The organism is Nocardioides sp. (genome assembly GCF_004803405.1).
Lineage (GTDB): Bacteria > Actinomycetota > Actinomycetes > Propionibacteriales > Nocardioidaceae > Nocardioides > Nocardioides vastitatis.
Map to the genome: position 1 here is coordinate 1 of NZ_SSXI01000133.1, position 10,306 is coordinate 10,306.

Genomic DNA, 10,306 nt, shown 5'->3' on the forward strand with positions numbered 1-10,306 from the left:
CGCTGCCGCTTCCGCAGCGGTGGCTGCTCCCGGCCATCCTGCGGCTCGCCGGCACCCGACCGCCGGAGAAGCAGATCCGCAGCGGGCTGGGTCGCGGGCTGCCGGAGGCGGTGGTCGACCGCCTGGTGGGCGATTTCTCACCCGAGGCGCGGCGCCTGTTCGTCGACGGCGCGCCCGAGGCGGTGCTGCCCGCGCACCGCGGGTACGTCCACACCACCGCAGACGGCGAGATCCCGGTCGCCGTCCAGCGCCGGTCGGCCGCGGCCCTCGGCGGCGACTTCGAGCGCGAGCTGCGGACGGGCCATCTCCCCATGCTCGAGGACCCGGCCGGCCTACGACGGGTGATCGAGGAGTTCGTCCGGGTCAGACGCGAGGCCTGAGCACGACCGCCCGGAGCTCAGGGCTTCAGGACCACCTTCGTGCAGTCATCCAGCTTGTTCTTGAAGATGTCGTAGCCGTGCGGCGCCTCCTCGAGCGGCAGCCGGTGGCTGATGATGTACGACGGGTCGATCTCCCCGGCGCGGATCCGGTCCCGCAGCGGGCGGAGATAGCGGTGCACGTGAGCCTGTCCGGTCTTGATGGTGAGCGACCGGTTCATCACCGATCCCATCGGGAACTTGTCGATGAACCCGCCGTAGACGCCCATCACCGCCACGGTGCCCCCGTTGCCGCAGGCCAGGATCGCCTCGCGCAACGCCTGCGGCCGGTCCGTCTGTGACTTCACCAGCTGCTTAGCCTTGTCGTAGAGGTGGAGCGGCGTGAAGTCCGCGTGCGCCTCCATCCCGACCGCCTCGATGCAGTGGTCGGGACCACGACCGGCGGTGAGCTCCCGCAGCTCCATGAGGACGGAGGTCTCCTCGTAGTCGAGGACGTCGACCCCGAGGTGGTCCTTCGCCAGCGCGAGGCGCTCGGGCACCCGGTCGATCACGATCACCCGGGCGGCCCCGAGCAACTGCGCGCTCATCGCGGCGAACTGACCCACCGGCCCGGCGCCCCAGACGGCGACGACGTCACCCGGCGCGATGTCGCAGAGGTCCGCGCCCATGTAGCCGGTGGGGAGGACGTCGGTCAGGAAGAGGACCTGCTCGTCGGTGAGGTCGTCCTCGATCTTGAGCGGGCCGACATCGGCGAACGGGACCCTGACGTACTCCGCCTGGCCGCCCGGGTAACCACCCAGCAGGTGCGAGTAGCCGAAGATCCCTGCCGGAGAGTGGCCCATCATCTTCTCGGCCAGGCCGGCGTTGGGGTTGGAGTTCTCGCAGAGCGACCAGAGGTCGCGCTCGCAGGCACGGCACGCCCCGCACGCGATCGGGAAGGGTACGACGACACGATCGCCGGGCGCGAGGCCGGTCACGCCGCGCCCGACCTCCACCACCTCACCCATGAACTCGTGCCCGAAGATGTCGCCCGGCACCACCTCGGGGACGTAGCCGTCGTAGAGGTGGAGGTCCGAGCCGCAGATCGCGGTGCTGGTCACCCGGATGATCGCGTCGCGGTCGTTGAGGATCCTCGGATCCGGCACGTTGTCGACCGAGACCTTTCCGGGGCCCTGCCAGACGACTGCCCTCATCGCTGGTCTCCCTCCGCCATCGCCGGTCGCTGCACGGCCTGCCGTCGGGCGTCGGTGCCCTCCGGGAGGGACTCGGTGCGGACCAGGTCGCCGGTCTCGAGCACCTGCTTGAGTCGACGGAGGTCGTCCCGCACCTGCTGCGTGGGCTCCTCCCCGAGCACCCGCGCCACCGCGCGTCCGAGGCGCCCGGCCGGGACGTCGTAGTGGAGGACCACCTTGACCTCCGTGCCGTGCCCGTCGGGCGCCGGAGCGAAGTGGACGGTCCCCGAGTTCGGCACGTCCGCTCCCGGCAGCGACGTCCAGGTGATCCGGCGACCAGGCTCCTCACTGGTGATCTCTGCGTCCCATTCGACGGTGCGGCGTCGGAGTGGCGCGTTGGCCCGCCAGCGGGACCGGTTGCCTCCCAGGTCGTCCACCGACTGCAGATGCAGCATGAAGGTGGGCAGGTGCTCGAGGTCGCGCCAGAAGGCGTACACCTCGTCGGGACCCTTGTTGATCGTGGTCGACGCCCTCAGCTCGAGCGGTCCGGGCCGCCTGCCGCCATGCTGGCGCCGCGTGCTCCGGGCTGCGGCGTAGACGTCGATGACCGTGATCCCACCGACCAGGGCGAGGGCCGTCAGGGCTCGCGTCCGGCGGGCACCGCTGCGGCTGCGGGCGGCGCCGCCGAGAAGCGCGAGGTCGAGGGCGTCACCGGCGACGCGGGTCCACACCGTCTGAACCGGACCCGCCAGGAGCAGCGCGGCGTGCAGGAGCTCGCGCGCGCCCACCATCCGGACCACGAGCCCGGCTCGCGGGTCGTCGTCGACCCCTACCGCGCGGGCGACCTCCCGCGGCTTGACCAGTGGTGCCGCGCCGAGCGCCACGCTGGTCCAGCCGAGCCTGGTGACGAGTCGTCGGATGCGTTGCTCGGGAGAGTTCATGCCGGTCCTCGCTGTGGTCGTGGTCAGGTCCCGGCGGTACCCCGAGGCGGCGGCGAGTATCCGCCGGGCTCAGACGTGAGGCATGACCTCGGACGCCACCAGCCGCAGGTGGTCGAGGTCCGCCAGGTCGAGGGTCTGGAGGTAGAGCCGCTGCGTGCCGAGGGCCTCGAACCGCTGGATCTTCTCCACGACCTCCTCGGGCGTGCCGGTCAGGCCGTTCACACGGAGCTCGTCGACGTCGCGCCCGATCACGGCCGCGCGCCGCTGGATCTCGGCCTCGTCCTTGCCGACGCAGAGGACGAGCGCGTTGGACCACGTGATCGTGGCAGGGTCGCGGTCGATCGCCTCGGCCGCCGCCCGGACCCGCCCGAACTGGGCCGCGGTGGTCTCCTCGTCGACGAACGGCAGGTTGAACTCGTCGGCGAAGGCGGCCGCCAGCGCCGGCGTCCTCCTCTTGCCGACGCCCCCGATGATCACGGGTGGGCCGCCACGACGGCCGGTCGTCTGGGCGGGCTTGGGCAGTGCCGGGGAGTCCTTCAGCTGGTAGTGCCGGCCGGCGAACTCGTAGCGCTCCCCCACCGGTGTCGACCACAGGCCGGTGATCAGCTCGAGCTGCTCGGCGTAACGCTCGAACCGCTCGGCGGTGCCCGGGAACGGAACGCCGTAGGCGGTGTGCTCCTGGGTGAACCAGCCGGCGCCGATCCCGAACTCGATCCGGCCCCCGCTCATCGCGTCGACCTGCGCCACCTGGATCGCCAGCACGCCGGGGTGCCGGAAGGTACCGCTCGTCATCAGGGTGCCGAGCCGGATGCTGGTGGTGTCGCGGGCGAGCCCGGCGAGCGTGGTCCAGGCATCGGTCGGGCCGGGCAGGCCGTCGCCGCTCATGTGGAGGTAGTGGTCGCTGCGGAAGAAGGCACCGAAGCCGAGCTCCTCGGCGGCCTGCGCCACGGCCAGGAGGTCGTCGTACGTGGCGCCCTGCTGGGGCTCGGTGAAGACACGAAGTTCCATGCCCTCAGGTTGTCAGAGCCGGGTCAGCCCTCGGCGCCGCCGCACGCGAAGACCCGCTCCCACCACACGATGTCGAATCCCTCGTGCGACTCGCGCCGGATCTCCCGCCACCGGTTGCGGCTGAACTCGGGGTAGTGCGTGTCACCCTCGGGCGCCTGGTGCACCTCGCTGATCACCTGCACGTCGGCGTAGGGCATCGCGGCGTCGTACACGGCGGCCCCGCCCCCGATCATCACCTGCATCCCGGGGCGGTCGGCGGCGAGCTCGTCGGCGAGGCCGAGTGCCTCGGTGATGGTGTGCGCGACGTGGACGCCCTCGTCGGTCCAGTCGGGGTTGCTCGTGAGGACGATCGTCTCGCGGCCGGGCAGCGGCTTGCCGATCCCCTCGTGGGTGGTGCGGCCCAGGATCAGGGCGTGGCCCATGGTCGTGCGCTTGAAGTGCGCGAAGTCCTCGGGCAGCCGCCAGGGGATGCCCTTCTCGGCGCCGATCACGCCGTTCTCCGCCACCGCCGCGACCATGGTCACGGTCCTGCCCGCCGGGGTCATCGCCTCAGACCGCGATCGGGGCCTTGATGCCGGGGTGGGGATCGTATCCCACGACCCGGATGTGCTCGAGGTCGAACGCGTCGAGCTCGGTCACGTTCGGGTCCAGCCAGAGCGTGGGCAGCGGCCGCGGCTCGCGGGTGAGCTGGAGCCGGGCCTGCTCGAGGTGGTTGGAGTAGAGGTGTGCGTCGCCGAGGGTATGCACGAAGTCCCCCACCCGGAGGCCGGTGACGTGGGCGACCATGTGGGTCAGCAGGGCGTAGGACGCGATGTTGAACGGCACGCCGAGGAAGACGTCGGCGGAACGCTGGTAGAGCTGGCAGCTGAGTCTCGCCGGCCCGCCGTCGGCGTCGGGCGCGACGTAGAACTGGAAGAGCGTGTGGCATGGCGCCAGCGCCATCTCGGGGATGTCGGCGACGTTCCACGCCGAGACGATGTGGCGGCGGCTGTCGGGATCGCGCCGGATCTGCTCGACGATCTGCTTGATCTGGTCGACGTGACCGCCGTCGGGCGTCGGCCAGGAGCGCCACTGGTAGCCGTAGACCGGGCCCAGGTCGCCGTTCGCATCGGCCCACTCGTCCCAGATGGTGATGCCGCGCTCCTGCAGCCACTTCACGTTGGTGTCGCCGCGGAGGAACCAGAGCAGCTCTCCGAAGACCGAGCGGGTGTGGATCTTCTTCGTGGTGACCATCGGGAAGCCCTGGGCCAGGTCGAACCGCATCTGGTGGCCGAAGACGCTGAGCGTCCCGGTGCCGGTGCGGTCGTTCTTCTCCACACCCTCGTCGAGGATCCGCTGCACAAGGTCGAGGTAGGGCCGCACGGGTCCAGCGTAGATGCCGGCACCGACCTCCGCGGGGACCGCTCGCTGCGCGTCTAGGGTCGACCTCGTGGATCTCCCCCGACCAGTCGCCGAGGTGTGCGCGAGGTTCCTCGAGCTGGCACCCCCTGGCCTGGTCACCGGCCTCTACCTGAGAGGCGGGATCGGTTTCGGCGAGTGGGTGCGTGGCCAGTCCGACGTCGACTTCGTGGCGACGCTCGACCGCCGGCCCGGCGATGCGGATGTGGATGCGCTCAAGGAGGCGCACGAGCGGCTGGCTTCGTACTCCTCGGTGCCGTTCGACGGGCTGCACGTGCTGGCCTCCGACCTCGCGGCCGACCCGCGCGAGTGCCCGGACGTGCCGACCGTGCTGCACGGGTACTTCGCCGAGGGCACGCTCGACGCGATGGTCGCGTGGCACGAGCTCGCACTGAACGGCGTCACCGTCAGCGGTCCCCCGCTGTCCGAAGTGGGAGTCTGGACCTCCGCCGACGCGCTGCGGCAGTTCACCCTCGACAACCTCGACACCTACTGGCGCTCGAACGCCGAGGCGCTGGCGAAGATGCCCTCGGAGGGCGAGCGCGAAGAGGCGTGCTGCTGGTGCGTCCTCGGCGTCGCACGCCTCCACCACCTGCTCGTCACCGGCGAGATGACGACCAAGTCCGGCGCCGGCCGCTGGGGGCTGGCGCACTACGACGAGCGCTGGCACCGCGTGCTGCGCGAGGCCCTGAGGATCCGCGAGGGGGGCGAGAGCGAGTACGACGACACGTCCGCGCGCGGACACGACACTGCCGAGTTCCTGGCGTCGGTGGTTGCGGAGGAGCCTGCCCTCAGAGGCTGAGGGTCCCCTCGACCGTGGTCAGGGTGTCGCCGCCGACCCAGATCACGCCGGCGTCGTCGGTCTCGACGTAGACCCGCCCCCGGCGCCCGAGCGCGGTCCCCTGTGAGGCGACGTACGACGCCGGCAGCACGCGGCCCGCGAGCCACTGCGCGAGGGAGGCGTTGAGCGAGCCGGTCACCGGGTCCTCGGTGACGCCGGAGTCGAGCGGGCTGAACGCGCGGACCTCGACCGCGCACTCCGAACCGTCCGGGTAGGGACCGGCGACACCGACGTCGCCCGGCATCCGGGAGAAGTCGGGCTGCAGCGCCAGGACCGCCTCGGCCGAGGACAACAGGACGCCGACCCATCCCGGCCCGTTGTCGATCCACTCCGCGTCGACGACGTCGGCGACTCCGATGCCGAGCGCGTCGGCGATCAACGCGACCAGGGCCTCGTCGACGGGTCCCGACCGCAGCAGGTCCGGCGCCGCGAAGGCGAGGCGGCCCGCGGTGCGGCGCACCGGCACCAGCCCGACACCGCACTCCTGCACCAGGTCGGCGGAGGCCGGCTCGCCACCGGCCTCCAGCCACGCGTGCGCCGATCCCAGCGTCGGGTGCCCGGCGAACGGCAGCTCGCCGGAGGGCGTGAAGATCCGCAGCCGGTAGTCGGCGTCCGGCCGGGTGGGGGGCAGCAGGAAGGTCGTCTCGCTCAGGTTGGTCCAGCGGGCGAACGCCTGCATGTCGTCGTCGCTCAGCCCGGAGGCGTCGTGGACCACCGCGACCGGGTTGCCCAGCAGCGGGCGGTCGGTGAAGACGTCGACCTGACGGAAGGGTCCTCTCACCGCAGGCCTCACGCTGAGAGCTTCATGGGTCCGTAGACCTCGCGCTCCAGCTCGAACAGCGTCACCTGCGCGACGCCCAGCTCCAGCAGGGCCGGCCATGCCTCGCCCACCCAGGACTCGGCATCTCCCTGGCTCGGGAACCGCTGCTCGCCGTACTCCTCGGCGACCTCGCCGGTCAGCGTGACCTCCTTGCCGGCGGCGTCCTCGAGGCGCCACCACCACGGGCGCTCGGTCGGCGTCGGCGACCGGAACGGCGACGGGGGCTCGGGAATGGTCATGTCACGACTCTCGCACGGAGGGGCGAACGAACGGAGGCTTGGTGATCTGGAAGACCTCGGGCCGGCCGCGGACGTCGACCATGACCTCGGCCTCGTCGTTGACGGCGGTCGCGACGAGCGCCAGTCCGATGCCCTTCCTCAGGGTCGGCGAGAACGTGCCGGAGGTGACCTCGCCCAGCGGTACGTCCTTCAGCAGGCGGACGCTCATCTGCGGGCGTGGGATGGCGCGGCCGGTCGAGACGATGCCGACCAGCTTGCGGCGCGGACCCGCCTCGCGCTCCGCGAGCAGCCTGTCGCGACCCCAGAACCTGGGCTTGTTCCAGCCGACTGCCCAGCCGAGCCGGGCCTCGTTGGGCGTGATGTCGGGCGAGATGTCCTGGCCGTGCAGCGGATAGCCCATCTCGGTGCGGAGCGTGTCGCGCGCACCGAGGCCGCAGGCGGTCATGCCGCGCTTCGCACCGGCCTCCATCAGCTCGTCCCACAGGTGGCCGGCGACCGCGGCCGGCGCGATCAGCTCATACCCCCGCTCGCCGGTGTAGCCGGTCCGGCAGACGATCACGTCCGCCCCGTCGTACGGCGCGTCGACGAAGCTCAGGTACTCGTGGCCCACGGGCAGCCCGACCTGTGCCAGTACCTCGTCGGACCTCGGGCCCTGGATGGCGAGGACGACGTAGTCGCGGTGGTGGTCGATCACCTCGATCCCGTCAGGCGCGGCCTCGACCAGTCGGCGGCGCACCTCCTCGTTGTTGGAGGCGTTGGGCACGAGCAGGACGTGCGCGTCGTCGCGGTAGTAGCTGAAGACGTCGTCGACGATGCCGCCGGTCTCGTCGTCCACGACCAGGGTGTACTGCGCCTTGCCGGGACCGACCCGGTGCAGGTCGTTGGTGAGCGTCTCGTTGAGGAACTCGACCGCGCCCGGGCCGCGCACCACGAGCTTGCCGAGATGGCTGACGTCGAAGATGCCGACGCCGTTGCGGACCGCGGCGTGCTCCTTGACCACGCCGGTCGGGTACTCCAGCGGCATCATCCAGCCGCCGAACTCCGAGAACTTCGCTCCCAGCGCCTCGTGCCGATCATGCAGAGGCGACTGGAGCGGTGTCGTGGTCGGTTCGGCCATGAGTGCGAATCTATTGCATCACCGGCGGCATGCCCGGAGGCGGCGTCCGGCGCCTCTCCGCCCCGGCACCGCTCTCGACGCACGCCGTTCGGAGAGAAAGTACTCTGCGCTGGTGACGTCCATCGCGCTGCGCACAGCAAGCCCGGCAAAGACCCGTGCGGAGGCCGTGGTCGTCGGCGTCCTCCCCGACGGCAGGCTCGCCGCCGGTGGCGAGGACGTGGCGGCGGCCTACGGCCGCAAGCTGTCCGGCCTCCTCGCGACCGTCGGCGTCAAGGGCAACGTCGGGGAGGTCGCGAAAGTCCCCACGGCCGGAGTGATCTCCTCTCCGCTGCTGGTCCTCGTCGGGCTCGGCCGGGACCCCGGCCCGGCAGAGGTACGACGAGCCGCCGGCACCGCGGCACGCGCCGTGACCAACGCGGCGTCGGTCGCCCTGGCGCTGCCTGCCGACTCCCCGGAGCTGGTCCGGGCCGTGCTCGAGGGGTACCGGCTCGGCGGCTACGTGTTCAACGCCTACAAGAGCAAGGCGACGGCTCCCACCACCCCCGCCGAGATCGTCGTACTCACTGCCGGTGCCCGGCGTCGCGAGATGACCGAGGCGCTCGATGAGGCGCAGGTCGTCGGGGACGCGGTCGTCGCCGTCCGCGACTGGGTCAACACCCCGCCGCACGACCTCACCCCGCCGATGCTCGCCGACGCGATCACGGCTGCGGTCACGTCAGCGAACAAGTCCCTGCCCTCAGGCGGCACCAAGGTCAAGGTGGAGGTCCTCGACGAGGTCCGGCTCGCTGCGCTCGGGTGCGGCGGCATCCTCGGTGTCGGCGCCGGCTCGGACGCTCCGCCGCGCATGGTCGAGCTGTCCTACAGCCCCAAGGACGCCGTCACGCACATCGCGCTGGTCGGCAAGGGCATCACCTTCGACTCCGGCGGCCTGACCATCAAGCCCGCCGCCAGCATGTCGTCGATGAAGGAGGACATGGCCGGGGCGGCCGCCGTCGTCCAGGCCACCCTCGCCGCTGCTCGTCTCGGACTGCCGATCCGGATCTCCGCCGTCGCCGCGCTCGCCGAGAACATGATCGGCGGCGCGTCGATGCGCCCCGGCGACGTCCTCACCACCTACGACGGCACGACCGTCGAGGTCAGCAACACCGACGCGGAGGGGCGGCTCGCCCTCGCCGACGCGTTCGGGCGCGCGGTGGAGCTCCGGCCGGACGCGATCGTCGACATCGCCACCCTGACCGGCCACATGGTGCTCGCCCTGGGCGACAAGCTCGCCGGCGTGATGGGCGACGACGAGATGGTGGCCGAGGTGCTCGCGGCGGCCGAGGTGGCGGGCGAGGACGCGTGGCCGATGCCGATCCCGGAGTTCATGGAGGGCCGGATCCGCAGCAGCACCGTGGCCGACCTCGCCCAGCACGACTGGATCCGCTGGGGCGGCGGGCTGTTCGCAGCGGCGTTCCTGCGCGAGTTCACCGGAGGGCTGCCGTGGGCGCACCTCGACATCGCCGGGCCGACGTTCAACAAGGGCGGCCCGAACGGCCACTGGACCTCGGGCGCCACCGGCTACGGCGTGGCGACGCTGGTGGAGCTGCTGCGCGCCCGGTCGGTCAGGGCTGCGGACGCCGCTTCTGTGCCTGCCTGATCCGGGCGTTGTAGTCTCGCATCCGCTGCGGGATGCCGACCACCGCCGCGTCGTACGACGGCACCTGGTGGTCGTTGCAGAAGTCGTGCGCCCACTTCACCGACGGCACCCGGCGACGGGTCCACTCGCCGTCGTGGGCGACCAGCAGCAGGGTCACCTCGCTCACCGCGGTGCGCGGCTCGACGAAACCCTCGACGCCCCGCCGGGCCTGGACCCACTCACGCAGGTGCTGCTCGTCTGTCCCGTCCGCGGCGCGCACCCGCGTCGACCCGGTGCGTGCAGCGTCACGGGGCGGGCGACTCATGCGCACCTTGGATCGACGCCGGAAGTGGTCCCACAAAGCCATGCGGACAGTGTGCCCGATCGGCGGGAGGCCGTTGCGACCTTTCTCGGCGGGGGTGCAAGTATTAGGCCCATGGCGACCGAAGTCACTCTTCCTGCCCTTGGCGAGTCCGTCACCGAAGGCACTGTCACTCGATGGCTCAAGCAGGTCGGCGACCAGATCGCAGTCGATGAGCCGCTGCTCGAGGTCTCCACCGACAAGGTCGACACGGAGATCCCGTCTCCGGTCGCCGGCACCCTGGTGGAGATCCGGGCCAACGAGGACGACACGGTCGAGGTCGGCGCCGTGCTGGCCGTCGTCGGGGAGAACGGCGAGGTCCCGGCCGGCGGTGACGCTCCGGCTCAGGAGTCGGCTCCCGCCGCCGAGGAGCAGGCCGCGCCCGCCGAGGCGCAGGCGGCCCCGGCCCAGGAG

At 71.5% G+C, this 10,306-nt stretch carries 13 protein-coding genes; 4 read left to right on the forward strand and 9 right to left on the reverse strand.

Annotation, left to right across the window (positions count from 1 at the left end; translation table 11 throughout):
- Positions 1 to 380, forward strand: a 380-nt coding sequence (locus tag E7Z54_RS23115; RefSeq protein ID WP_206056109.1) for a hypothetical protein, incomplete at its 5' end; no start/stop codon positions are given.
- 17 nt (positions 381 to 397) lie between these two features.
- Here E7Z54_RS23115 and E7Z54_RS09695 read toward each other — a convergent pair.
- The 5 genes from E7Z54_RS09695 to E7Z54_RS09715 form a co-directional block, all read right to left on the reverse strand.
- Positions 398 to 1,570 (reverse strand): zinc-dependent alcohol dehydrogenase, encoded by a 1,173-nt coding sequence (locus E7Z54_RS09695; protein ID WP_136433203.1) that lies wholly within the window; start codon positions 1,568 to 1,570, stop codon positions 398 to 400.
- Positions 1,567 to 2,490 (reverse strand): SRPBCC family protein, encoded by a 924-nt coding sequence (locus tag E7Z54_RS09700; RefSeq protein WP_136433205.1) that lies wholly within the window; start codon positions 2,488 to 2,490, stop codon positions 1,567 to 1,569. Before E7Z54_RS09700 ends, E7Z54_RS09695 begins: the two co-directional genes overlap by 4 nt.
- A 69-nt stretch (positions 2,491 to 2,559) precedes the next feature.
- Positions 2,560 to 3,498 (reverse strand): LLM class F420-dependent oxidoreductase, encoded by a 939-nt coding sequence (locus tag E7Z54_RS09705; RefSeq protein ID WP_136433207.1) that lies wholly within the window; start codon positions 3,496 to 3,498, stop codon positions 2,560 to 2,562.
- 23 nt (positions 3,499 to 3,521) lie between these two features.
- A complete protein-coding gene (locus tag E7Z54_RS09710; RefSeq protein ID WP_136433209.1) occupies positions 3,522 to 4,043 on the reverse strand; it encodes a dihydrofolate reductase in 522 nt (173 codons plus the stop codon).
- A gap of 4 nt (positions 4,044 to 4,047) precedes the next feature.
- Positions 4,048 to 4,860, reverse strand: a complete 813-nt coding sequence (locus E7Z54_RS09715) for a thymidylate synthase (RefSeq protein WP_136433211.1) — start codon at positions 4,858 to 4,860, stop codon at positions 4,048 to 4,050.
- Between the two features lie 67 nt (positions 4,861 to 4,927).
- Between E7Z54_RS09715 and E7Z54_RS09720 the strand changes: the two genes are divergently transcribed.
- Positions 4,928 to 5,698: an aminoglycoside adenylyltransferase domain-containing protein gene (locus E7Z54_RS09720; RefSeq protein ID WP_206056110.1), complete on the forward strand. Its 771-nt coding sequence runs from the start codon at positions 4,928 to 4,930 to the stop codon at positions 5,696 to 5,698.
- Here the strand turns inward: E7Z54_RS09720 and E7Z54_RS09725 are convergent.
- From E7Z54_RS09725 to gcvT, 3 genes are read right to left on the reverse strand one after another with little or no spacing between them, the layout of a single operon-like run.
- Complete coding sequence (locus E7Z54_RS09725) at positions 5,688 to 6,518, reverse strand: PhzF family phenazine biosynthesis protein (RefSeq protein WP_240769603.1); 831 nt, start codon at positions 6,516 to 6,518, stop codon at positions 5,688 to 5,690. The genes E7Z54_RS09720 and E7Z54_RS09725 overlap by 11 nt on opposite strands.
- Before the next feature lie 8 nt (positions 6,519 to 6,526).
- Entirely contained in the window at positions 6,527 to 6,796 is a 270-nt protein-coding gene (locus E7Z54_RS09730) for a hypothetical protein (RefSeq protein ID WP_136433217.1), read from the reverse strand.
- A 1-nt stretch (position 6,797) separates the two neighbouring features.
- Positions 6,798 to 7,913: a glycine cleavage system aminomethyltransferase GcvT gene (gene gcvT / locus E7Z54_RS09735; protein WP_136433219.1), complete on the reverse strand. Its 1,116-nt coding sequence runs from the start codon at positions 7,911 to 7,913 to the stop codon at positions 6,798 to 6,800.
- A 112-nt stretch (positions 7,914 to 8,025) separates the two neighbouring features.
- Between gcvT and E7Z54_RS09740 the strand changes: the two genes are divergently transcribed.
- Positions 8,026 to 9,552 (forward strand): leucyl aminopeptidase, encoded by a 1,527-nt coding sequence (locus E7Z54_RS09740; protein WP_136433221.1) that lies wholly within the window; start codon positions 8,026 to 8,028, stop codon positions 9,550 to 9,552.
- Here the strand turns inward: E7Z54_RS09740 and E7Z54_RS09745 are convergent.
- A complete protein-coding gene (locus E7Z54_RS09745; protein ID WP_136433223.1) occupies positions 9,518 to 9,856 on the reverse strand; it encodes a hypothetical protein in 339 nt (112 codons plus the stop codon). The genes E7Z54_RS09740 and E7Z54_RS09745 overlap by 35 nt on opposite strands.
- Before the next feature lie 111 nt (positions 9,857 to 9,967).
- On the opposite strand from E7Z54_RS09745, the gene E7Z54_RS09750 reads away from it, so the two are divergent.
- Positions 9,968 to 10,306, forward strand: a 339-nt coding sequence (locus tag E7Z54_RS09750) for a biotin/lipoyl-containing protein (protein ID WP_346763539.1), incomplete at its 3' end; no start/stop codon positions are given.